Genomic DNA, 23,230 nt, shown 5'->3' with positions numbered 1-23,230 from the left:
CAATGAATTCGAAGCTTCGTATCCAATCCATCTTAGCCAAGTTTGATAAAAACTTAGATGGAATTATAAAGGAAGATATTCCTGTTCTCAAAAAAATCAAAAAACATGTAATCACTTCTGGTGGAAAACGGATTCGACCTTTTTCGCATTACCTATTTTGTCAGTTTTTGAATGTAAAAGATGTTAGTTGGCTAGATGTAGGTAGTGTGGCAGAACTCATTCATGCTGCAAGTTTACTACATGATGACGTGGTAGACAATGCACCTATCCGACGGGGCAAACCAACCATTGGGTCCTTGTTTGGAAATAAAACCGCCATCCTCGCCGGCGATTATCTGTTAGCTTGTGGGATCAGTCGACTGAACTCATTGGGGAATCCAGAATTAATGGATATTTTTTCCCAAGTTTTAAAAGATCTTTCTGTGAGTGAACTTTTGCAGATGGAATGGGAAAAAAATCCCAAAATTTCCTTAAAGGTTTACGATTCGATCATTTATGGAAAAACTGCGTCACTTTTCGGTGTATGTACAGAATCAGCAGCCATCCTTGCAGGAAAATCCAAAAAAGAAAGATTGTCTATTCGTGATTTTGGTGTTAGGTTAGGAAAACTTTTCCAAAAGAAAGATGATTTTTTGGATTATTTTGTAGAATCAAGTGCGAGCGGTAAGGAGTTTTTAAAAGATTTTAAAAATGGATTATTTACTTATCCAGTTCTTATTTTGCGTAACCAACTTGGTTTGATAGAAAAAAGAAAGTTAGAATCTGTTTTTAAAAAAGAAGAAAGAGATTCTTCTGATGAATCATATATTCTTAATTTGATGGAATCTAAAAAAGTTTCAGAACTTTTGCATAAAGAATTAAATTCAGAAAAAAACTACCTATTGAGTTACCTAAATCAATTTCCAAAAAGTGCCGAACGAGATTTATTCGTAGAACAATTAGATCGTTTAACGTAATTTAGTTTTAAGTTTCTTCAACAAAAGGTTCGTTGGGATCTATGAATTCGATGACAGGTAGTTGAATTGAGAAACAAGTCCTGCCAGGTTCCGATTCTATATAGATATTTCCTTTGTGTTTTTCTATAATTGATTTTGTGATTCCTAAACCCATGCCTGTTCCATCCCCATGATTTTTGGTGGTGAAAAAAGGATCAAATATTTTGTTTTGAATCTCTAGCGGTATACCTGGACCATTATCGATTACTTTCACTTCGACCAAATTGCCTTTTTTTTCGGTGGTAATCATTAGATTTCCTTTTTGATTCATCGCTTCCAATCCGTTTAAGATTAAGTTTGTCCATACACGAATTAAATCTTCTGGCCAACCGAGAATTGTAGCGTCCGTAATAAAGGTTTTTTTTAAAGAAACTTTTCCACGCATTTTATATTGATAAATGGTGATTACTGTTTCGATATTTTCAAGTAGAGTGAATATTCGTCTTTCTTCAGCTTTTGTAACTCGAGAAAAGTTTTTAAGGGCAAGGATGATTTTTGAAGATCGATCGACTGCAATTTGAATGATCGATAAATGGAGTTTAAAATTTTTTTCCTCTAGAATTAGGTTTGTTAGTTTTTCCTTATCTGCCTTCAGTAGTTCCATTTCCTCATCATACAACTTAGTAATTCCGACATCTAAAAATCTTTCGAATATAGCATCTTCGAATTCTAAATCATTATCTTTGCAGCTTTTTTTAAGACTTGCTTTTTTGTCCTTTCGTTCCGTATAACTTGCAACTAATCCAAAATCGGATTGATAAGTTAGCATTTTGCGAAGGGTTTTCACTTCAGTTGGATTGAGTGAAGAATAGATATTTTCCTTGGATCCTAGATTCTTAATTTCATTGTCTTTAGATTCAATTAACGATTCAATGGAAGCTTTGATTGCACTAAGCGGATTGTTGATCTCGTGGGCAACTCCCGCAACTAATTTCCCCAACTCAGACATCTTTTCTGAAAATACCAATTGGTTTTCTGTATGACTGATTTGTAGTAATGCCTTTTCTAATTTTTCTTTTTGTGTTTGTATCTCTTTGGTTCTCTCTAAAACCATAGTTTCTAATTCTTCGTTTTCTTTAGTTACAGTTTGTTCTTTTTTGATACGATTTTGGATTTGGAATTTAGAGATCGCAATTGTAAAAATTGTCATTTGAACAGCCGCACCAATTTCGTTTGCGGAACTTAAAAAAGGAAATGAAGGTAAATATCCTAGATTTGCAGAAATTAATAAAGTTGTGCTTATCTGTCTCACGAGAAATGCGTAAAACAAAACATTTGCGTTTTCTTTTCTTTTAATCATGCAGTATATTGCAAAACTAAAGTTAGTAGTGGAAAATATTAGACTATTCGCATATATGAATCGAAAATAAAGTTGGAGATCAATAAATACGATGAAAATGGAAACTAATAAAGAATAAGCATAAAAAACTATATATTTGTCAGCGTTGGGATAGTTTTTTTTGGAATGTAAAAATTCTCGCAAAAAGAGTACAAGCCCAAAGGGACTTAAAGAAACGAGTCCAGGAACATATCTATAAAACCATTCACAATTACTAAACCCGTATTCGTAAAATAGTCCCGATCTCAATACATTTGTAAAGAGAATGGAAATGGTTGCGAAAGTCAGTAAAAGATAAACTCGCTCTCTTAAAATAATATACTGTGTTGCAGAGAGTAGACAAACCAAAATACATAACCCAAAGTAGAAACCTTGCCAAAGCGAAATGGATTTGGTAAATTTATGTAAACTAAATTCATCGCGGATTCTGAAATTGATTCTATGTGTATCTTCCGATCGGATTCGAATTAAGTAAGTTCCTTTTTCTTTTGCGGGAAAAACAAACCCGCCTGTGAAAGAAACTTCAGGAAGTTTTTTTCGGACTAATCCTGTTTTGATTTCAGAGACTTTTTTCCCTTCTTGGTATAATTCACAATCCAATTCGGAAATCATACCATTTTCGAAATGAAAGTATCGGGAGGAACTTTCTTCTAAGTTGATTAAATAGAAGTGACTGTCTTTAGTGAATCCAAAATAAAAAAGTGAATTATAATCTTTGTTACTAAGCTCTGTTAGTTTAATGTTTGGATTGGTTCCTAAGTGCCAAAGACCTTCATTCCCTTCCGCTAATAGCGAAAGAGGAAGGATACAGAGACAAAAAAGAAATTTATACAATCGTAACGATCGTTATTTGGATATTTTTATTGCGGCACAATATTTGGGGCGTTACATTTTAATGTTCCGCGAATGATCACGGACTTTGCATCCGTGCTTGTATTTTGCACTAAACAGGTTTTGTTATCAGAGGTAAAACATTGTGTTGTCGAAGTTCCCGAAGTACAGTTTACACTGTCTAGTGTATTACAAGAATTCAATACTGAGGTAGTGGATGTTGCAGTAGTGCTGTAAGTTCCATTTAAGGTGATTTCTAGGTTAAAAAAGGAGATTTGTTGTGCACTTTGGATCGCTGTATCAATATTGATCCCTTGGTTGAACCACTCGACAGTCCCTTGTGTTCCTTGGACAGTTCTTCCAAAAAGGCCACCGGCAAGGACAAACCCTTGTTGCGGATCAATTTTCCCCTGGATCTGAGTGCTGTCATAGGTAAAACGTAGATTGAGCGTTTCTTTGGTTTTAAAAATTAACTGAGAAATGACAGTAAAACGAGTGTTATTGGTGTTACTTGTAGTGGTTCCTGTAGTTCCCGTTGTTGTACCTGTTCCGGTAGTTGTCGCAGTTGCCGGAGTCGCTTGACCGCAACTGGTTGTGACATCATTATCGACCTCACCTAAAAAGAAGAGGGAAGGTTCCCCTTCTGGTAAAATCGTGATTTCCGCCTTGTTTTCATTTTTTAGGCCACAAGCGAGAAAAATGGAGGAAAATGCGAAAAGAATAACGATGAATCGGAACATACCATCCAATCGTCACAGGAATTCATTCCCTGGTCAAGAGGATTCAGAATTTCCTTGGGAAATTTAGAGGAAAATACAACCTTGGCGTATGGGGTCAAAATTCGGTCTAAAAGGTGTGTTTTCGATCCAGGGACCACGTTCTATTTATGTCTATTCTCTTTTCATAGGCCTACTTTCTGGTTTTGGTGCTTATGGATTTAACTGGGCTCTCACTTGGACTGAATCCTTTACCTTTGGTAACTTAATGGGTTATGATCCAGGTATTCCCACGGGAGATTTACACTTTCATTCCATTGGTTCAGTCAATCCTATCTCTCCACTTTGGATTTTGTTTTTACCTGCGTTTGGTGGACTTCTCGTTGGTATCGTTACTAGTTTTTTTTGTGCAGAAGCCCAAGGTGGTGGAACCGATTCTTTAATTTATGCATTTCATTTTAACGAAGGGAAGATCCAAACCAAAGTTCCGTTTTTTAAAGTTATTGCCACAATACTTACGTTAGGTTCCGGCGGATCGGGAGGAAAGGAAGGTCCAACAGCGCAAATAGGAGCTGGGTTTGGATCTAGTTTGGCTGGATTTTTAGGTGCTGGTGCGAGAGCAAGAAGGACCTTGATGCTTGCGGGAACAGCAGGAGGTCTCGGTGCCATTTTTCGCGCACCACTCGGTGGAGCTATTACTGCTGTAGAAATGGTTTACCAAGAAGATATAGAAAGTGATTCTCTTGTTCCTTGTATTCTTTCTTCTGTGACTGCTTATTTAACTTATACAAGTATTGCGGGAAGTGGGTCACTTTTTTCTGTAAAAGAATACAGTCTGAATGATTATCGGCACATTCCATTATACATTTTACTTGGTCTTCTTTGTTATGTGGTGGGATACTTTTTTGTAAAAGTATATCATAAGATTCAGGATGTTTTTTCCAAACTTCCATTGCCAAATTATTTGAAACCAGCGTTTGGCGGACTTCTAGTAGGTTGTATTGCCTTACTTTTCCCTGAAGTATTGGGTTCTGGTTTTGGGCTCATTCAAAGAATGATCAACGGTGAAGTTTTAGAATCTACGAGTTTTGCTTTTTCTGGGCCCTTTTTCCTTCTGGCAGTGGCACTATTTAAAGTGTTTTCTACTTCACTCACTGTTGGTTCTGGAGGTTCGGGTGGTTTACTTGGACCATCTTTTGCCATTGGAGGTATGTTAGGTGCCTTTGTAGGATCAATGGCACAAGTGTTATTCCCAGAACTTGGTATCATCATTTTTCCATTTTTGTTAGTGGGAATGGGTTCTTTTTTCGCAGGTGTGGCAAGGGCACCCATAGCAGGTATGATTATGGTTTGCGATATGATTGGAAGTTATGAACTTTTACCTCCACTTATGATTGTCTCAGTCATTGCAGTTGTTTTGTCCCATAAAACCTCTATCTATCGAAACCAAATCAAAAATAGATTTTTATCTCCTTCTCACCATTGGGATATGAACCAAGACATTATGGACCGAATTCGGATTCGAGATCATTTTTCGGAATTTAGAATGTATGCGATGGTTTCAGAAAACCTTTCTTTAACCGAACTACAATCCAATGCTCCAGGAATTCAAGCCAGTGATTTCATTCTTGTCGGGGCAGGGGAAGAATATAAAGGTATTGTTTCACTTAGAAAAAATAGAATCCTTCCAGAATTTGAAGCTGATTTAAAAAACTTGATCACTTGCGGAGAAATTGTGCAAGATGTTCCATCTGTTTGCACAAATGACACAATGGGTAAGGCACTTCAAATTCTATTAGAATATGATGTCGACAAACTTGCAATTGTTGAAGATGGTAAATGTTTGGGTTATTTGAGATACATTGATTTATTCAATGCTTACCAAAACGAAGTGAAAAATAAGCAGCGTAAATCAGCATGAAATTCTTTGGTCTATTAATTAAACAAAAGCAAGTTATCATGATACATTTCTATAGATATTTTTTATACTTTTTTGTTTTGGTTCAGATATCGCTATTCATAAACTGTTTTGGATCCAAACAGGTTATTGAGAAAAAACCTGACTCACATATCAAACCGATTGTCATTCCTCCTCAATATTTAAAACCTATCGTTGGTAGGGTGGAATGGGTGGAATTTCCCAATTGGAAACTAAAACTTCGAGCAAGAGTCGATACGGGTGCGAAGTCATGTTCGATTCATGCAGTCAATATAGAAAAAGTCACAGAAAATGGAGAGGTATTTGTTTTGTTTGATACCTTTGTTGATGAAAAGCCTGTACGATTAAAAAGTAAATTTGTAAAAGAAGCAAAAGTAACAAGTACTTCTGGTGTTTCCGAAAATCGGATTATCATTAGCGAAATGATGAAAATGGGTAAATATAAAGAAGAAGTGATTATCAACTTAAATGACAGGACAAATCTTACTTATCCTATCCTAATTGGAAGAAATTATCTTATGGGTAAGTTTCTTGTAGATGTATCTTTATCACATGCGTTAGGGGATTAGTTTGGATCGTAAAACTTTAATTACAGTTTCGATCCTTGTCATATTGCCGATTGTATCGATACTCTATAAACTAAATGTTGCGGAACTTTCCTTACTTCCAGTGGAAGTAGACGACACTGTTAATTTACAAGTAGTGATTCTTCCTAAAGAAAATGTCGCTGTTTCTGAAGTGACTTTTCCTATACCCAAACAATTTATCCAATCCAGAGTTCTGAAATCCAATACCAAGGTGGAAGATTTAGATTTTCGTCTGCAAAAAAAACAATATGGCCACTTAGGAATTTGGGAAGGTGAAGATTGGAATTCATCAGTCGGGTATTATGCAAAGATTAAAATTTTACCTTATACACATGCAAACCCAGAACCAGAAATTCAGCAGACAAATGAAAAACAATTGGGTAAAGAACCTTATTATCTTTCTCTAAAAAACTTTTCACCAGAAGAAATTCGGTTAGGGAAAAAACTGTTTGAACAGATCCATCCTTATGATAAGGATAACGTAGCTGCAGCCAAACAGATTTATTATTTTATATCAGAAGAGGTTTTAAATACATCCAAAGATATCACACTTTCTGATACGATACGTTTAAATAATGGAAGTGCTTATACACAAGCTATGTTATTTTCTTTGCTTTGTCGGATGAAGGGAATACAAGCCAGAACTGTTGCCGGATTTGATTTATCGAAACTAAATACCAAAGACAACAAAGTAAAACTTGGTTTTTGGAATGAAATTCGTATTCATGGTAAATGGTATTTTGTTTCGACTTATAAAAATATATTTGCCGGAAGCGTAAATGGGTATCTTCCGTTATGGAAATCGGTAGAAGAAAAAAGATCTCTCGGGGAAGATCCGGCAACGTTTCGTTATACGGCATATATTACAAAATCAAACGTAAATCGTTATAATTTTAAGGAATATAGTGAGGAAGTGGCCTCAAGTAATAGTTTCCTCAGATATTATTCCTTGTATAGTTTGCCAACTCCGTTACAGAATTTGTTTCGTTTGGTCATATTGATTCCAATAGGTGCCTTGGTCTTATCTGTAGCACGGAATATGATCGGTATCCCTACTTTTGGAATATTTACCCCGATTTTACTTGCGGTGTTTTTTTATGAGACCAATCTTCTTTTTGGAATATGTTTTTTCCTATTGATGATCGGACTTGGTTTTTTTGAAAGGTATGCTTTGGATAAATATTATTTATTAGCTGTCCCAAGACTCTCTATTTTACTCACAATCACTGTTATCACCTTAATTTTGTTTTCTGTTCTAAATGAGGAAATTTCTTTTTTCAATCAAATGAGTGTGACTTTATTTCCAATTGTCATCACTACGATTTTTGTGGAACGTTTTTCGATTATGATCATCGAAGAAGGGATTTTTCATACCTTTGTGACACTTGCAGGAACTTTACTCATTGCACTGATCAGTTATATGATTTTCTTTTTTGGATCATTACAAATTCTTTTTTTCACTCATCCAGAACTGTTGTTCATTGTAATTGCCGTTCAAATTCTTTTAGGCCAATACAAAGGTTATCGAATTTCAGAACTTTTTAGGTTTAAGGAAATCTTTAAATCATGATCTCTCTTTTCAAAAAATTTGAAGAGGAGGGAATCCTCGGAATCAATCGAAGGATCGGGGAGTATATTTTACCTTACAACCCTAGAGAATATTACCCTTTAGTGGATGATAAATGGAAAACATCAGAACTTGCCAGGCAGTTTCATGTTCCTATGCCCTACCATTATGGTGTTGTCGATACTTTTGGTGGAATTCGAGGAACCAAAGAACTGATTCATGGAAAACCTGGATTTGTTGTCAAACCAGCTAACGGTGGTATGGGGAATGGAATTCTTGTTATAACTGGTGAATCGGAATCAATCAATGGATCTATGTTATATCATAAAGTAGATGGTAAAAAAATTACCGAAAAGGAATTATACCATCATGTCTCAGGAATTTTATCCGGACTTTATTCTTTGGATGGCAACTCTGATTCTTGTATATTACAAGAAAGGTTGGAATGCCATTCCTTCTTTCGCGAGATCTCTTATCGTGGGATCCCAGACATTCGTGTGATTGTATTTTTAGGATATCCTGTAATGGCTATGTTACGTTTGCCAACAAAAGAATCTGGTGGTAGGGCCAATCTCCACCAAGGGGCACTCGGAGTTGGCGTAGATCTTAGGACAGGAACTCTCACTCATTCCGTTTGTAACGATAAAAATATATACCAACATCCGGACACAAAACAGGAATTAAGTGGAAGGGTGATTCCTCATTGGGAAACAATTTTAGAAATGGCTTCACGTTGTTACGATATGTCCGGTCTCGGATACCTAGGTGTGGATATTGTTCTCGATGAAACGCGAGGGCCGTTGTTACTCGAAATGAATGCAAGACCAGGTCTTGGAATCCAGATTGCGAACCGTATGGGTTTAAGAGATCGTTTGCAGTTAGTGGAGAAGGTAAAGGATTCGGCGGATGGTCCTAAGACACGAGTCCACCGAATGTTTCAAGAGTTGTAAATAGATACTTAACTTTAAGCGTTTTGTTTTGCGGTAACAAATACTGTACGATTGAGGAAAGCCATTGAACCAAATAGGATTCCAGAATATACTAAATCACCAACAATTGAGTTTTGGAAAAAAGGAATAGCGAGTGTAAAACAAGCGGTAAGTCCAGGTGCATCTAATGTATACATCCCACTTGTTGCCCAAACTGCAAGGTTTGTCAGAATAAAGAAAACTACCGATCCGACCACTGTGAATCCCAAGGATTTTGTAAAAGAAGATCCAATTTGTTTGCCAAAGAGAACCGCAAGGATCATAAATCCATAAACTACTGGCATTAGGTTATGAAACCCGATGAAATAATCGGAAACCAACATTGCTAGAATGGGAACAAAAAGAGCAATTCGTCTGTCTGTCAAATAAGCACCCGAAAACAAAGAAACGGCCAAAATGGGCGTAAAATTCGGTGGGTGTGGTAGGATACGGCTGATGACAGTAGCGATCACCATAAGGATGGCAACGGAGACACGAGATTGGAACATAGGGATAGACTCGTAAAGGGGGGGGCCTTTCGCAAGATAAAATTTCCGTTTGCTTCCCGCATGGTTCGGGAAAAATACAATCAGTGAACCCTCCTAATTTTGATTCACCCTTGGAAAATCTGCTGGCTCTTACGGCCGACTTGCGAAGTCCAGAAGGTTGTCCTTGGGATAAAGAACAGACCCATCTTTCCGTCATCCCCCATTTACTCGAAGAAACGTATGAAGTTGTAGATACGATCGAAAGGGGAGACGATAATCATTTAAAAGAAGAACTAGGTGATTTACTCTTTCAGATTACCTTCCATAGCCAGCTGGCACGAGAGAGGGGAGCCTTCTCATTTCAAGATGTGGCAAACGATGTTTTCCAAAAATTGGTTTATCGCCACCCACATGTTTATGGAGATCAATCGGGAATTAATTCGGGTGAGCAGGTTCTTACGCAGTGGGACCAACTAAAACAAAAAGAAAAAGAATCGAAAGGGAAAACAGATTCAGACAAAAGTATTTTATCAGGAATTCCAAAAGCCCTACCCGCCATCCAACGATCTGAAAAAATCCAAAGTAAGGTCACAAAACAGGGATTTGATTGGCCAACTGTTTCGGGAGTTTTTGAAAAGTTCCAAGAAGAAATAGGCGAACTAGACAAAGAGCTAAAAACCAAAGGTTCCTTAAATTTAAAAAAATTACCTTATGACGAACGCATTGAAGATGAGTTAGGTGATCTTTTCTTTTTGCTCGTCAATTTATCTCGCAAACTTTCAATTGATCCAGAAACTTGTTTGCGTCGTGCCAATGAAAAATTTGAAAGTCGATTTCGTCATGTAGAAGGTCTTGTTGAACAAACCGGGAAAACCTTAAAAGATCATTCCCTTGCAGAACTAGATCAGTTTTGGGACAAAGCAAAGTTGCAGTTAAAAGAGAAACATTGAACCAAATTAATTGGGATCACTTTATCTAAAATAAAGTGAAATTTTTTATATAAACGCCAATTTCGTAAAATGAGAGTAGTATGAATTCCATTGGTCTAAACGATTTACCGATTTTAAAAGAATTTTCGATCATCGCCTATAGGTGGTTATCTGAGCAATATCCAAATTCGGATCACCAAGAAAATTTTGATCCAAGTTCTGAACTTTTATTCCCCATTCGGTGGAAAACCAAAATTGAAGGTGAGATCTTTGAATGGGTTGTCTCTGATATGGGATCCATCACGCTTAGGTTAGGTGGTTTGGAAGGTAACCGAAGGAATCCAGCCCCCATTTTTTATTTAAGTCTTAGGAAAAAAGAGAGAGTGGATTTCCATTGGGCCGATCCCGACGGGAATTTTGTATCGTTCCCTGATCCTACGATTGTAAACGATGTAAAAACACGTGTGCAGTTGTATTTGGATTCAGTCTCGTAAATCTAGGAAATCAAGTGTAGTTATTTATGTTTAAATGCCAAATAAAAAAATTGATAATTTTCTTTTTGATTATAATGCAATCAGACATTCCTAGTGATATATACGCATCGATTAGTAAAAAAGAATGTGATGTTTTTCACAAGGGTATTTTCTCTTACAGTGTCGAAATAGGCGAATTGATTATTGTGAGAAATGAATTGGAAGAGGTGAGTTATCGAGTGTATCCTAATAAATTCATCAAGTCGTCTATAAGGTGGATTTCTTCTTGTGTTGCAGAGTATAAAGTATTAGAAGTTAAAGACGAATTTTTTAATGCAGATTTCGTGAAAAAGTTATATAGTTCAAAAAGTTACCTACATATTACGGAAGTTTTCATTGATGGTTACTCTTATAAATTATCTGATAGTAAATTACCAGAGGTGTATTATGGGAAGGCTAAATTTTACAAGAAACCTCTTGGGACTCAATGAAAACCATTCAGGAGTTTGAAGTTCACAGCCTACAGATGTAAGCTGTGATATTCATGTTTCCTATTGAAACGAGTGGTTTAGGATTCTTTAGATTCGATCCCCACTTTCTTTTCGATGTTTTCAATTCGTTTTAACCATTTGTTCAGATTCACAATGTTTTTGATGTTTACTCGATACTTTTGGAATTCAGGGAAAGTGAGTCCCAAATCCCAACCCACATAAACATCTTTTGTTTTTGGTGAAGTCCGCAAGCTTGATCCACCAGCGATGATCGTTCCTTCGACAAGAGTTATGTGGTCACTAATGGCACAAGCTCCACCTATGATCACATTATTTTCCAATGTGACACTTCCCGCAAGACCAGATTGACCAGCAATAATTACATGATCACCCACCTTACAGTTGTGAGCAATATGAACCATATTATCGAATTTACATCCGTTTCCAATCGTGGTATCTGCTAATGCACCTCTATCGATGGTACAGTTACTTCCGACTTCCACATCATCTCCAATGATAACTCTACCCACTTGTGGAATTTTATTGTGTTTGCCGCCAGCAAAAACAAATCCAAATCCGTCACCGCCAAAACTAGAATTTCCAAATACGATGAAACGTTTTCCGATGATGGTATCGTCGAAGAATACACAGTTTTTTCCAATCCTTGCCCCATCACCAATATGGACATTGTCGCCAATTTTGACACCGTCTTCGATGATGCAGTCATTTCCAATCACAGAGTTTTTGCCTATAGTTACAAAATGTCCTATATCGGTATTAGAACCAATTTTTGCCGAAGGATCGATAACAACTTGTGTGCTATGTTTCCCTGTGGGTTGTTTTTCGGGAAAAAATTGGCGTATGATTTTTGCTGTCGCAAGTTCTACTTTAGGTACAATGATGAGAGCTTTTCCCGTGAGTGAATCGGCGATATCAGAAGATACAATGAGTACGGAAGCTTTGGAAGTTTTGGCTTCGTTCACAAAGGTTTTAGATGCTACAAAGGCAATGTCATTTGCTGTCGCCAAAGAAAGGGATGTGAGTCCAGTAAAAGAAAGAGAAACTATACTTTCTGTATTTTGAAACTTTGCTTCTGGGAGTAATGATTGGAGTGTAGTGAAATTGATTTGAGTCATCTCCGATTCCTTATCAATGGATTTAAGACAAGGAATCAGAGAGGTTAAAGTTTGGCTAACACTATTAGATAGTCTTAGTCATGATTTTTTATTATCCTTCGATTTTATGTGCAATGATATCATCTAAAGAGAACGAACCAGCGCCTTTGATGATTAATGGAAGTGCAATGCCTACAGCAAGGATGTGGTATTCGTAACCATAACCGTTATTGTTAACAAAAAAACCATTTGGTAGGTGTACAAGCACAGCTGCCACAACCATAGTTACCGCAATTCCAAATGCGGCAAGGCGTGTAAAGAGTCCTAGGATAAGTCCAATCGCTCCAAAAAATTCTGCAATGATTGCGAGAACTCCAAAGATATAAGGGATTCCTAAACTAGAGAAAAAACCCATAGTTCCTTCGAATCCGTATCCACCGAAAGCTCCTAGAACTTTTTGTGCTCCGTGTGGGAAAATGGCGAGACCAAGTACTACACGTAGGATCGTGAGTGTGATGTCTTTGTTGGTTGCGAGTAGTTTGTAAAACATATAACCTCTTATTGCTAAATAGTTTAATATCAAACTACTTAATGCTGGGAAAATTGGTCAACGAAAAAATTTAGAATTTTTTTTAAGATTTTTCGTAAACGAGAAAGATTTCGTTTCTTTTGGTAAAATGGTCTTTGAGGGTCCAACCATTCTTATCAAAGTTGGGAAGTTCCGAATTTCGATCGGCAATCCCTGCCAGTCCTGTTTTTCCAATAATATAAGGAACAATCGTAAGATAAATCCGATCGACTAAGTCGGCTTCCAAAAAGGAAAAATTGAGTTTTGGCCCACCTTCCAGTAGGACATTTTTGTAACCTTTACGTTTGAGGATCCCTGTGACTTTTTTTGGATCTATATCATCCGAATCTAAAGCAAAAATCTCGGCTTTGTTCTCTAGGCTTGTTTTGATTTCTTTGAGGTTTGATTTTGTACAGATAATGAGGGGAATGTGGTCAGACTCTTCAAATACATGTTTGTCTGGGGGGAGGGAGCCCTTTCTGACAAGGATGACTGGCCTCGGATTCAGTGCATTGGGAACCGCACGGATTTTTACAATGGGATTGTCATTGATGATGGAGTTTTTTCCGATGAGGACAGCATCGGATTGGGACCGGTAGACGTCCATTTGAGTTTTGTCTTCCGAAGAAGTCAGGCCATACCAACGGCCGTCCGGGCGAACTACCTTTCCATCCAAGGTCATCGCCATATTAATCGATAATTTCATGAAATTTTCCTCCGAGAGAGATTCTGCAATTCGCGCTGGAGGATGTGGTAGACCTGCATGGAGCAGGTGCCGCAGCCGGTAGAGGCCCTTGTGGTTTCTCTGATTTGTTCCATTGTCACGGCGCCCGCATGGATGGCACGGACTAAATCATCTTCCGTCACCATTCGACATAAACAGACCCGTTTGGGTCTCATAAGGGAATTTAAATCGAAAGGATCCATACCTGAACTAATCATTTGACAGATTTACGAAAGGGAGGGAAACTCTTTAATTACTTTCAACCAAGGAAAATTCAATCACCCTCTATGTCCCTAGACAAAAACCCGGAAGCCAAAAAGAAAAAAAACCGTGAAATATTCGGATGGTGTATGTTCGATTTTGCGAACTCATCTTATACCACAGTCATTATCAGTGTCGTTTATTGTGAAATTTTCACTAATTTAATCGTTCCTTCTGATCCCAATTCCAGTGATCCCTTTCAATATGGTAGGTCGGTTTGGGCATGGGCTTTGGCAGCCTCTTATGTTTTAGTCGTGTTGACTGGGCCAATCTTTGGTGCCATTTCTGATTACAGTTCTAAAAAGAAATTTTTTCTTTTTCTAAGTTATATAGGCTGTATCGTCGCCACTTTCTTGTTATATTATGTTGAACCTGGTATGATTTGGTTAGGTTTTGTTTTAGTTGCAATTTCTAATTTTTTCTTTGCATCCGGCGAAAACTTTGCCTCTAGCTTTTTACCCTTCCTAGGATCCAAAGATGATTTAGGAAAAATATCGGGCTACGCCTGGGGAATCGGATACTTCGGAGGAATTGGTTCTGTCTACATTGCCACGAAGCTCGGTGCCATTTCTTTAGATAATTTCGAAAATTTAAAATTAGTTGGTCCTTATACTGCAATTTTTTTCTTAATCGCTGCGATTCCTACCTTTCTATTCTTAAAAGAACCGCACCTGCCACTTGGGATTTCTCATAAGGTAAATTACTTTAAAATTGGTAAAGACCGAGTGATACAAACACTCAAAGATGCAAGTCACTTTAAGGATTTGATGATTTATCTAGTTTCTTTGTTTTTTACAATGGCGGCCTTAGCGATTGTCATTTCCTTTGCCTTCATATATGGTTCTCATGAAATTCATATCGAAACAGAACATAAACAAGCCATGTTTATCTTTATCCAAATTTTTGCTGCTGTTGGTGCTCTTGCGTTTGGTGTCATTCAGGATAGTATTGGCGCAAAGAAAACATTCAACCTGACACTGGTTCTCTGGCTATTAACCTGTGGATTGATTTATTTTGTTCATGATGTTACAAACCTTATCAATATGGTTCTTGGGAAAAATTGGTCTGTGCAGTGGGTGTTTGTTTTTATATCTTCCCTTGCAGGAATGGGGCTTGGTTCTACTCAGTCAGCGTCAAGAGCACTAGTTGGTATCTTTAGTCCAGAATCCAAGTCAGGAGAATTTTTTGGAATGTGGGGACTTTCTGGAAAAATTGCAGGTGCTGCTGGACTATTTCTTTTTGCATACATCCAAACACTTGTAACTCTCAGAAATGCCTTCTTGGTTGTTGCTTTCTTTTACTTTTTATCACTACTTATTAACTTGTTTGTAAACGAAGAAAGAGGAGTCGAGGCGGCCAACCGTTTCCAAGAAAAAACATGATAGTTGAAGACGAGGATGATTTTGAATTACACCAGAGCCAAAGAAATTTGGCTCTCGCAACCATCGATGAATTAATGTTAACTAAGATGGATTTGTTAGATGCAGAAAAAAAAGTGCCTCGTTTTATCAACAATGCACTTTCTTATTTAAAAAGGAAATATGTGACTGAGGAACAAACGATTTCACAACTCCTAATCAGTCGAAGAGAAAAACATCAAACTTGAATTTTAGTTTGTTGTTTTAAATTTTTTAGTTCGTGTTATAATCCAAAATTTTAGTAATCATTTGTTTTTGATCTAACTCGATGTTTCTGAGTTTGAATGCAGTTTGTTTGGAAATTTTTCGTAACATTTTTTTGTAAGATCGCATGATATGTTTTTGTTTTTCGTAAGGAAGTGGATCTTTTTCATCATTTAAAACCATAGCAATGTCCGGTTCTGCTGGTTGTACTGGATCATTTGGCCAAATCGTATCAGAAGTAAGAGATCTATAATATTCCAAACGGATATCCGAGTTTGTATCTAACTTCGCTTCCCCTTTTTCATCTTTTTCGGATCCTTCTGATTTTGGGGATGGATTTACAAGTCTTCTCATTTCTTTTACATGGATGGTTCCATCTGCGTTCACCCTGCGAAATGTTAAAATGATTTTGTCTAAATCGCTAAAATCCTCTTTTGGAAATATATAAGCAACACCATCGTATAAGAATACTGTCGGATAATCAATGTAAGACTGCCCTTGTGGAAGTTTAATTTCCATATAAGGTTTACCATCTTTATCTTTTTTATATAATTCTTTATGTTCGTCTGGTGTATGAGCTAGGTATTGCGCAGCTGTTTTATCCACTCCTAAATCTTGGAGTTTTTTCATTTTGCGTAAGTTCCCAATGATGTTTGCATGTAAGGTATCAATTTCGTTATCACCAAACCCGTTTTTTCTTTGAAGATCAATTTGTTTTTGGGTTTCACGTTCCTTCAAAGTAGCAGAAGCCGGTTTTTCAGCATATATAGCCGAAATCCCAATTAGGAAAAAGAGAGTGATGGAGAATCGTAGAATCATGACGTACCTCAGAGATTTCTGTCTTTTATAGTATCGAATCCTTCCTTGTCGATTCTTGAATGGACTTAGTCAGATTTTTCTCGTAGAAAAAAAACGGTTGAGGGATTGGAAAAGGTCCATTTCCGCTTCTTTGGCCTTGGGAATGAGTCCTGTGAGTTGGATGTAACCGTGGATGAGAGAGGAAAATAACCTTTCTTCGACTTTGACACCAGCTGTTTGCAGGAGTTTGGCATAAGTTTCTCCCTCTTCGCGTAACGGATCATATCCTGCGATTCCTAAATATGTGGGAGGAAGCCCTTTCAATTCTTTGGCATCTGCTAAAACCGGGGAATTATAATGAAGTGACCTATCTTTTTTGTTAGGAAGGTAGTTTTGGATGAACCAACGCATCAGAGAACGTGTGAGGACATAACGTTCCGCAAAAAGCTCATAGGTTTCTGATTCTTTGGAAGTATCAAGCATCGGATATAGTAATGCCTGGTAAACAGGAACAGGAACCTTGTCTTTTTTGGCTCGAAGGCAAAGAGAGGTTGCCAGTAACGCTCCCGCACTGTCACCGCAAACGGCTATGGCATTGGGTGATCCGCCAAAGAGATACACTGTGTTTCGCACATATTGGTAAGCAAGCCAAACATCATCGTGAGCGGCAGGATAGGGATGTTCGGGTGCCAAACGATAGTCCACAGCTATGACTATGCTTTTTGTATAATGAGACATTTTACGACAAAAATTATCATGTGTCTCTAAATTACCAATGGTGAGACCTCCGCCGTGAAAGAAGAGTACAGAAGGAAGATTTCTTTTTTGTGGGTTGGCGTTGTAGACTCGGATGGGAATGAAAGAGGCGCTAGGAGTGGGAATCAGTTTGTCTTCGATATGAGCAATGGGAAATTCCGGTTCCTCGAAGATCCGCATTTGATCGCGGTAGTGCCGGCGTGCCTTTTCAGGACTCATTTGTTCCATTTTAGGCAGAAATCTTGCAATGTTACATGCTAAAGCACAGTGCGGATCCAATTCATTTGTTTCCGGTTGGTCTGACTTTCGAACCAAGGTAGAAATCCAATGTTCTGGTAACGAAAAGACTAGTTGCGCGACTGATTTTTTGATACCTAACATTAAATAACCGATAATCTTTCTTGTAACATTCTATAGATTAAAAACAAACCGTAACTGTCTAATTTGCAGTAAGCTTTCAAATCCTCCAGAACACGTTTTTTTTCTTCGGCTGTCACCTGCTTTTTTATTAATCTTAAATATTGGTAGTTAGCATCTTGTCCTTCACGAATGGAGAGGCCTCCGTGACTTTCTGTACTAAAGCAGGGAAGGATTTCCTTTAAAGATGCTTTGCCATTTTGACCGGGATGGTAGATCCAAAGTTTTTTAAATGGCAATGCCAAGTCGATAAACATCGATTTGACTCTCTCCCAAAACTCTAAAAACTCTGGAAATGCTTCGGCTGACTCCTGGATGATGAGTTTTTCAAAGAAATCGTTAAACGAAAATATGGTGATCCCTGGTGGTAAATCCTTTTGTAATTGGGACATAACAGGAATACGGGGGTCAGAGCCTATATCTTCATGTAAATAGGTTTTATGTGTTAAAGTATTCTTTTCAGAATCCCAAATATGTAAGGAATACAAATATGGAATGTGTTGGAAGGGTCTTGTTTGTGGATAAAGAGGAATGTAAGGGTTGATGGATTCAAAATCTAAAAAAGCAACGGATTTTGTCGCATTAGATAAATAAGTTTCGAATGGTTTTCGATCAAAGTAAATATTTCCTGTGATATGAGCTTCTTTTTGAATTTTTTGGATGGGAGATAGCTCTGAATCGGGAACAGATTCGTACGAATTGTACCCAGAGGCAAACCATTGTTTGGCTAATTCGGAACTGTCACGAAAATCAAAGATCTCTTTGGCAGTTTCTTTCCCTTTTGCACAATGACTTGGAGATAGACAGGTTTTTAGGGAACGACAACTCGGTTTGGCCTCAAAAAAAGAATACCGTACAGATTGTCCTATTGTGCTTTTTAGTTCTTCTTGGAATGAGTTCCATTCTTCTTCTCTAGTCCCCATCTCTGATTCCATTCGTGAAGTGATATCTTCCACGAGTAGGTAATCTTCTGGATTGATGGGACCACCTGGATAAACAAATTTTGTTTGAATGCGAATGAGTTTGTATCCAAGAATTTTAAGTGACATACCTTCTGCCACTTGTTTGTAAAAATAAAATGAACGCAGGATGTCTTGTTTGATCGAACCAATTGGCCGAAAATCCCAGAGAATCCAACCTTCCCGTTCGCTATCGTATTCTAAATATTCTACTGTGGAAACAAATTCATTAAAACGAAGATGGGCGTGAAAGATAGATTTCTTTTCTAGGATTAAGGTTTCTGTTTTTTTGAAACTTTCCTCTTTTTCTAGCGTTTTGTCTAATGAGGTTCCATCAGGAAACTGGTTTCTACAAAGTTGGAGGAAATCTCCCCATTCCAGATAACCACCATAAGACGATGTGGAAGGCTTTTGTACTACTCCCTCTCTGATTAAATGAAATGCATTCTTACACCTCAAGTATTGTAAATACTGAGATTTGGTGATTATATTAACTTTTTGATCAAACAAGTTGATACAAATTTTCCCAATATTGTGTATAGGTTTGGAATGATTCTTTCCAAACTTCTGAAGTCGAAACAAGAGCCTCTGGAGATAAAATCAAAAATTGAAAAAGTGCATTTTGATTTGTTGTTTTGACTTTGTATTCGGACCCTGTTTTTTCGAAATTGGCACCTTCTAAAAATAATCTCCAACGATCTTCATAATCAGGATTTATTTGAAAAGAGATTTCCATCTCTGGGTGTTTGGCGATCAGTAAAGGGTGAAAGTTCAAATCTTCTTTTGTGATTTTTAAATTAGATAAAAATTCTTCTTTGGATTCTTTTTTAACTGAGATTTTTGGTAAAATGAATTTTCGTAAGGATTTTTTTCCGCGATCATAAGCTAACAAATAGAAGTCAGTGGTGTTTTTGCGAACCAATCGATAGGGTTCGATGATTCTTTCATTGGATTCATATCCATATTGGATGGTGAGTGCTCGTTTGTCTTTGATGGCTTGAAGGATTTTTTCTGTATGAGACGAGTCCGGTTCTTCTTCTGATTTGGAATCCAGTTTTGGTTGTTTGGCAAATTTCGGAAGGAGATCAAGATGGTTTGAAAAAAGTTTCTGTGAAAGACTAAAACCTTCGGCCGAAGGTTCTTGGCTATATAATACTTGTGAGAGATATTCTAACTCTTCTTTGTTGAGTTGGAGAGACTTATTGATTGATTCTTTTTCTAAATAATAAGGGAAGTAGTCTTCTGATTGGTAACCAAACTGAGCCACTTTGATATTGAATCCAAGGCTTTTGAGTTGGTTTAAGTCTCTGTAGAGCTTTTTGCGATCGGATTCTATATCTTCATTTTTGTAGAACCGAGGCATGATATTACGAAATTTTTGGAAACTGATTCCTTTTGGTTCGCGGAGCAGATTAAAAAGTAAGGCAAAGAGGCGGACTTCCGTCTCATTCATTTTTTTCACTTCAATCATCGGAAAGTCTTCAAAAGAAGTCATATCTTCCCAAATTGTTTGTTTTTTTGATTCCGAAAAGTAGAAAATGAAAAAAACTGGAAAAGAATGCGAATCATTGGTCTTATTCTAAGCCTTTCCTTTTTTCTACAGTGTGCAACGTATTGGAAAAATCGTAAAAATGATTTCCAAGACATAGTAACCGTTGGTGCTGAAACACCAATGTACGGAGCTGCCCTGAAAGTAGGTCCACTTCCTATTGGTGTTCTTTTCCAAGGTGGTGAGTCCGGGTTAGGAAAAAAGGATTTGGGCCGAGGTGTGGGTCTTAGGGGTGGAGAATTAGGTACTTACCATTCCCAACAACTCGTCTTTGGTATATTAGGTGGTGAGAGTTTTCATTCAGGTCTTCCCATTTTGGATGCCAAAGGAAATTGGCTTGTCGATAAAAAAGGGATCCCTCTTACCAAAGAAGAAAGAGCCAATGTAAAAAGTTATAAGATGCGATATTATTCTTATCTTTATGATCCTGTAAAGGATCGAAAGAGGAGAAAAAAAGAGCACTTCCGTCGGGAACTTACAAACGACTTGGTGGCTGCCACTGGACAAAAAGAATTTTTGGTGTATCTTCCCGCAGAAGACTTAAAACCATTTGGTTATCCGCCAGGTTATTCTTGGAATGTAGAGTTTGTAGCAGGGGTTTATGGCGGGGCCAGACTTGGATTTAATGTTGCAGAAGCCTTTGATTTTTTACTTGGATTTACCACCATCGATTTGTTAGATGATGACTTAGAAGGAAAGGTAAAACCAAGTTTCCCCGGATATCCTTTCCCTGCACCCACCGATGCGGAATTGGAATCCACATCGGAAGAATGATTTTATAGTTTGAAGTCTTTTGCTGTAATTTTATTTTTTGCGTCAAAAGTAAGTTTTAAAAACTTTTCAATTGTATCAGGTTTTTCTTTCAAAGTGTAGTATTGTTCTGGAACATCGCGGTCTTCAGCAAAATACCATACCATGACTGTTCCACTTGGGTCAGATGATTTTTCTGTCGATTTGCCAAGAACAGCTTCTGTTTTTACTAAACCATCCCCCACTTTGATCATATCGATTTCTAATTTGCGAAGTGCCGTGTGCGGATAAACTTTAGTGCTTCCTGCTTGTACTTTGTTTCCAGAGGAACAAGAAACAAGGAAAAGAACGGAGGCAAACGTGCTGAGTATCAAAAGTTTTTTGAACATAAATCCCTTACCTTTAGATGGATTACCCAAGATTCTACAGGATTGGATCGGGGTTGGCAAGTGTTATCTTTTCTCTTTCTGCATCGATTCTACCCATTTTTTCCAAAATCTTTTTGAAAAAGGGAATGGTTAAAAACACAAGTCCAATCTCCAAAAATCCAAAAAAGAAAGAGAGAGCAGAAAAACTATAAGCAGGAGGTAATACTGATTCGAAAACCATTTGCATTTGTACAGAAACAACCGGACCTAACATAAAGCCAAGCGAACCCACACCGGTAAAAGCAGACATTGTCGTAGCAGTCAGGCCAGGTTTTGACATTTTACTGGCAAGCATCATGGAAGGTACAAACATCACTCCGGCTCCAACACCACAGACCAGTAAAAAGGTAAAAAGATACCAATAATCGTTAGTTGTCCCAGAGAGACCAAGAAAAATTCCGTAGATTGTAGAACCTACAAGCACTAGGGGCAAAACGCCTGTTTTGCGAGAGAGAAGTGCCGAAGGGTAGGAAAGTAAACTCATAGGAAAAAGAACAAGTCCTAAAAACACACCGAGCATTCCGGGATGGAAGGCGAGTGTTTCACGTAAGTGAATGTTAAAAGAAGATATAATAAAACCGACAGTAAAGCGGTCGATGAAGTTGAATAAAAACGGAACAAACAAAAATGGATTTTCAAAAATGGCAACTTTTAAGTCGTTTAACTTAAAATCTTTTACTTTATGAATCCCTTTGTCCTTTAACATCAGTAAACTCATTAATCCTACAAAGATAAGAATTCCTGAACCTACATAAAAGGGCAAAAGGGGATTTTGTCTTCCAAGGATACCGAGCGGCATACCAAAGGCACCACCAAGAGATAAAAACATCCCCGTGATGCCCATAAGAATGCCTTTGCCATAATAACGTTTGTTCTCTGGATCGTTTTCACGATCGGCAGCCGAACTAAGTAAAAGTCCGATGATAAAAATATGGGCGGCACCTTCGAGGAATCTTAAAAAAAGAAAGAGTCCCATGTCGGTGACAATAGTGAGTAAATAAAAAAGCCCTGCATCTAAAAAACAGAAAAAACTAATGAAGTATTTTCTGTTTTTAAAACGGTCAGAGATGATTCCCGCAACTGGTGCAAAAAGAAAGGAACCGAGCATGGGAATACTTGTGAAATAAGCAACTTCCCAGTTCGATCCGAGTAAGCGATCTTTTACTACATCCTTGACTACCGGCACAATCATCGTAACCGGTAACATAGATAAAAAAACTAAAGTGACTAATGTATACGGGAATCCCAAAAATTAACCTGCTGGTAAAAGAGTTTGGTAACGGTCCATTCCGATATTTTCTTTAAGATCGGAATCGAGTTCAATAAACAAAAACTTGTTTAAATCGAACGTAACCTTCGCTTCTTCTAATAGTTCTGCCTTTTGTGATTCGTCCAATGGGAGAGTGTCCAAATTTTGACGATAAATTCCTTTGAAAGCCATAAGGTCTTCGATTTCAGGGAATTCATAAAAAGCAGTTCCTTCATTTCCTTCTAGTTCAAAAGTTTTAGCTACTACTTTTTTGATTGCTTGGCCCCCTGATAGATCTCCCAAGTAACGTACGTAAGCCTGTGCTACTAGAAGTTCTGGTTTGGTTTTTGCCGTATTTTTGATATGATCGATGTAACCTTGTGTCGCTTTCGATATAGATCCACGAAGTTTGGTTCCAAATTTCTTTTGGAAACTGGCAATATCTTCTTTGAGTGCTTTTTCGCGAAAGAGAGTCGGAAAGTAAAGTTTGGCAAGAATGGGGTTGTCTTTGTTTTGGCGGTAGAGTTCTTCCATTACCGTATAAACTGCGAGTAAACTTTCTAATTGGTAAGTATAGGTTTGGGCATCTAGACCCCCGCGAAAAATGGCGCGGAGATACGGGACCTTTTCGGTTTCCTGGTGTTTTTCTGCGGTTCCTTCTCGTAACATCATTGCTATAGACATAATGACTCCTCGTTTCTTTTTATGAGA

The 23,230-nt window shown here is 37.6% G+C and carries 24 protein-coding genes; 10 read left to right on the top strand and 14 right to left on the bottom strand.

Annotation, left to right across the window (positions count from 1 at the left end; translation table 11 throughout):
• The first annotated feature begins 2 nt into the window (after window positions 1-2).
• On the top strand, window positions 3-956 hold the full coding sequence (locus EHQ31_RS15175; RefSeq protein ID WP_135571631.1) for a polyprenyl synthetase family protein: 954 nt from the start codon (window positions 3-5) through the stop codon (window positions 954-956).
• A 7-nt stretch (window positions 957-963) separates the two neighbouring features.
• Here EHQ31_RS15175 and EHQ31_RS15170 read toward each other — a convergent pair whose 3' ends face one another.
• Together EHQ31_RS15170 and EHQ31_RS15165 are read right to left on the bottom strand one after the other, a co-directional pair.
• Window positions 964-3,168, bottom strand: coding sequence for an ATP-binding protein (locus EHQ31_RS15170; RefSeq protein ID WP_135571629.1), 2,205 nt, complete (start codon window positions 3,166-3,168; stop codon window positions 964-966).
• Window positions 3,169-3,194: 26 nt separating this feature from the next.
• On the bottom strand, window positions 3,195-3,905 hold the full coding sequence (locus EHQ31_RS15165) for an LIC10920 family plasminogen-binding lipoprotein (RefSeq protein WP_135571627.1): 711 nt from the start codon (window positions 3,903-3,905) through the stop codon (window positions 3,195-3,197).
• A gap of 88 nt (window positions 3,906-3,993) precedes the next feature.
• Between EHQ31_RS15165 and EHQ31_RS15160 the strand changes: the two genes are divergently transcribed.
• From EHQ31_RS15160 to EHQ31_RS15145, 4 genes are read left to right on the top strand one after another with little or no spacing between them, the layout of a single operon-like run.
• Window positions 3,994-5,802 carry a chloride channel protein gene (locus EHQ31_RS15160; RefSeq protein WP_135571625.1) on the top strand — a complete coding sequence of 603 codons (1,809 nt, stop codon included), beginning with the start codon at window positions 3,994-3,996 and terminating at the stop codon, window positions 5,800-5,802.
• A 38-nt stretch (window positions 5,803-5,840) separates the two neighbouring features.
• Window positions 5,841-6,389, top strand: a complete 549-nt coding sequence (locus EHQ31_RS15155; RefSeq protein WP_135571623.1) for an ATP-dependent zinc protease family protein — start codon at window positions 5,841-5,843, stop codon at window positions 6,387-6,389.
• A gap of 1 nt (window position 6,390) precedes the next feature.
• Window positions 6,391-7,977 (top strand): 7TM domain-containing protein, encoded by a 1,587-nt coding sequence (locus EHQ31_RS15150; protein ID WP_135571620.1) that lies wholly within the window; start codon window positions 6,391-6,393, stop codon window positions 7,975-7,977.
• Window positions 7,974-8,924 carry an alpha-L-glutamate ligase-like protein gene (locus EHQ31_RS15145; RefSeq protein ID WP_135571619.1) on the top strand — a complete coding sequence of 317 codons (951 nt, stop codon included), beginning with the start codon at window positions 7,974-7,976 and terminating at the stop codon, window positions 8,922-8,924. Before EHQ31_RS15150 ends, EHQ31_RS15145 begins: the two co-directional genes overlap by 4 nt.
• A 14-nt stretch (window positions 8,925-8,938) precedes the next feature.
• On the opposite strand, the gene EHQ31_RS15140 is transcribed toward EHQ31_RS15145, so the two are convergent.
• Window positions 8,939-9,451: a DUF6580 family putative transport protein gene (locus EHQ31_RS15140; RefSeq protein ID WP_135571617.1), complete on the bottom strand. Its 513-nt coding sequence runs from the start codon at window positions 9,449-9,451 to the stop codon at window positions 8,939-8,941.
• An 83-nt stretch (window positions 9,452-9,534) separates the two neighbouring features.
• Here EHQ31_RS15140 and mazG point away from each other — a divergent pair, with 83 nt between their 5' ends.
• Both mazG and EHQ31_RS15130 read left to right on the top strand, forming a co-directional pair.
• Window positions 9,535-10,380: a nucleoside triphosphate pyrophosphohydrolase gene (gene mazG, locus EHQ31_RS15135; protein ID WP_135571615.1), complete on the top strand. Its 846-nt coding sequence runs from the start codon at window positions 9,535-9,537 to the stop codon at window positions 10,378-10,380.
• Between the two features lie 80 nt (window positions 10,381-10,460).
• A complete protein-coding gene (locus EHQ31_RS15130; RefSeq protein ID WP_135571613.1) occupies window positions 10,461-10,853 on the top strand; it encodes an LIC_13241 domain-containing protein in 393 nt (130 codons plus the stop codon).
• Window positions 10,854-11,400: 547 nt separating this feature from the next.
• Here the strand turns inward: EHQ31_RS15130 and lpxD are convergent.
• The 4 genes from lpxD to EHQ31_RS15110 all read right to left on the bottom strand — a co-directional run bounded on the left by lpxD (window position 11,401) and on the right by EHQ31_RS15110 (window position 13,906).
• The gene (gene lpxD, locus EHQ31_RS15125) at window positions 11,401-12,459 is read right to left on the bottom strand and encodes a UDP-3-O-(3-hydroxymyristoyl)glucosamine N-acyltransferase (protein ID WP_135571609.1); all 1,059 of its coding nucleotides are present in this window, start codon (window positions 12,457-12,459) and stop codon (window positions 11,401-11,403) included.
• A gap of 91 nt (window positions 12,460-12,550) precedes the next feature.
• A complete protein-coding gene (locus EHQ31_RS15120) occupies window positions 12,551-12,988 on the bottom strand; it encodes a DoxX family protein (protein ID WP_135571607.1) in 438 nt (145 codons plus the stop codon).
• Between the two features lie 82 nt (window positions 12,989-13,070).
• Complete coding sequence (locus EHQ31_RS15115) at window positions 13,071-13,712, bottom strand: RibD family protein (protein ID WP_135571605.1); 642 nt, start codon at window positions 13,710-13,712, stop codon at window positions 13,071-13,073.
• Window positions 13,709-13,906 carry a (2Fe-2S)-binding protein gene (locus EHQ31_RS15110; protein ID WP_261637326.1) on the bottom strand — a complete coding sequence of 66 codons (198 nt, stop codon included), beginning with the start codon at window positions 13,904-13,906 and terminating at the stop codon, window positions 13,709-13,711. The genes EHQ31_RS15115 and EHQ31_RS15110 overlap by 4 nt, the downstream gene beginning before the upstream one ends.
• Window positions 13,907-14,017: 111 nt before the next feature.
• Here EHQ31_RS15110 and EHQ31_RS15105 point away from each other — a divergent pair, with 111 nt between their 5' ends.
• Both EHQ31_RS15105 and EHQ31_RS15100 read left to right on the top strand, forming a co-directional pair.
• Complete coding sequence (locus tag EHQ31_RS15105; RefSeq protein ID WP_135571601.1) at window positions 14,018-15,373, top strand: MFS transporter; 1,356 nt, start codon at window positions 14,018-14,020, stop codon at window positions 15,371-15,373.
• The gene (locus EHQ31_RS15100) at window positions 15,370-15,597 is read left to right on the top strand and encodes a hypothetical protein (protein WP_135571599.1); all 228 of its coding nucleotides are present in this window, start codon (window positions 15,370-15,372) and stop codon (window positions 15,595-15,597) included. The genes EHQ31_RS15105 and EHQ31_RS15100 overlap by 4 nt, the downstream gene beginning before the upstream one ends.
• A gap of 25 nt (window positions 15,598-15,622) precedes the next feature.
• Here the strand turns inward: EHQ31_RS15100 and EHQ31_RS15095 are convergent, their stop codons facing one another.
• The 4 genes from EHQ31_RS15095 to EHQ31_RS15080 all read right to left on the bottom strand — a co-directional run bounded on the left by EHQ31_RS15095 (window position 15,623) and on the right by EHQ31_RS15080 (window position 20,038).
• A complete protein-coding gene (locus tag EHQ31_RS15095; RefSeq protein ID WP_135571597.1) occupies window positions 15,623-16,432 on the bottom strand; it encodes an LIC13212 family protein in 810 nt (269 codons plus the stop codon).
• Between the two features lie 69 nt (window positions 16,433-16,501).
• Window positions 16,502-17,548 carry an alpha/beta hydrolase gene (locus EHQ31_RS15090; protein ID WP_135571595.1) on the bottom strand — a complete coding sequence of 349 codons (1,047 nt, stop codon included), beginning with the start codon at window positions 17,546-17,548 and terminating at the stop codon, window positions 16,502-16,504.
• Entirely contained in the window at window positions 17,548-19,053 is a 1,506-nt protein-coding gene (locus tag EHQ31_RS15085; protein ID WP_135571593.1) for a DUF2779 domain-containing protein, read from the bottom strand. Before EHQ31_RS15085 ends, EHQ31_RS15090 begins: the two co-directional genes overlap by 1 nt.
• Window positions 19,046-20,038 carry a helix-turn-helix transcriptional regulator gene (locus EHQ31_RS15080; protein WP_135571591.1) on the bottom strand — a complete coding sequence of 331 codons (993 nt, stop codon included), beginning with the start codon at window positions 20,036-20,038 and terminating at the stop codon, window positions 19,046-19,048. The genes EHQ31_RS15085 and EHQ31_RS15080 overlap by 8 nt, the downstream gene beginning before the upstream one ends.
• Window positions 20,039-20,101: 63 nt before the next feature.
• Here EHQ31_RS15080 and EHQ31_RS15075 point away from each other — a divergent pair, with 63 nt between their 5' ends.
• On the top strand, window positions 20,102-20,866 hold the full coding sequence (locus EHQ31_RS15075) for an LIC13411 family adhesin (RefSeq protein WP_135571589.1): 765 nt from the start codon (window positions 20,102-20,104) through the stop codon (window positions 20,864-20,866).
• Between the two features lie 2 nt (window positions 20,867-20,868).
• On the opposite strand, the gene EHQ31_RS15070 is transcribed toward EHQ31_RS15075, so the two are convergent.
• From EHQ31_RS15070 to EHQ31_RS15060, 3 genes are read right to left on the bottom strand one after another with little or no spacing between them, the layout of a single operon-like run.
• The gene (locus tag EHQ31_RS15070) at window positions 20,869-21,231 is read right to left on the bottom strand and encodes an LIC13410 family lipoprotein (RefSeq protein WP_135571586.1); all 363 of its coding nucleotides are present in this window, start codon (window positions 21,229-21,231) and stop codon (window positions 20,869-20,871) included.
• 34 nt (window positions 21,232-21,265) lie between these two features.
• The gene (locus tag EHQ31_RS15065; RefSeq protein WP_135571584.1) at window positions 21,266-22,519 is read right to left on the bottom strand and encodes an MFS transporter; all 1,254 of its coding nucleotides are present in this window, start codon (window positions 22,517-22,519) and stop codon (window positions 21,266-21,268) included.
• A gap of 3 nt (window positions 22,520-22,522) precedes the next feature.
• Window positions 22,523-23,203, bottom strand: coding sequence for a biliverdin-producing heme oxygenase (locus tag EHQ31_RS15060; RefSeq protein ID WP_135571582.1), 681 nt, complete (start codon window positions 23,201-23,203; stop codon window positions 22,523-22,525).
• Window positions 23,204-23,230: the final 27 nt, after the last annotated feature.

Source organism: Leptospira montravelensis (assembly GCF_004770045.1).
Classification (GTDB): Bacteria; Spirochaetota; Leptospiria; order Leptospirales; family Leptospiraceae; genus Leptospira_A; species Leptospira_A montravelensis.
The sequence above is the reverse complement of the archived record's forward strand: the minus strand, read 5'-3'. Positions and strand labels throughout refer to the sequence as shown.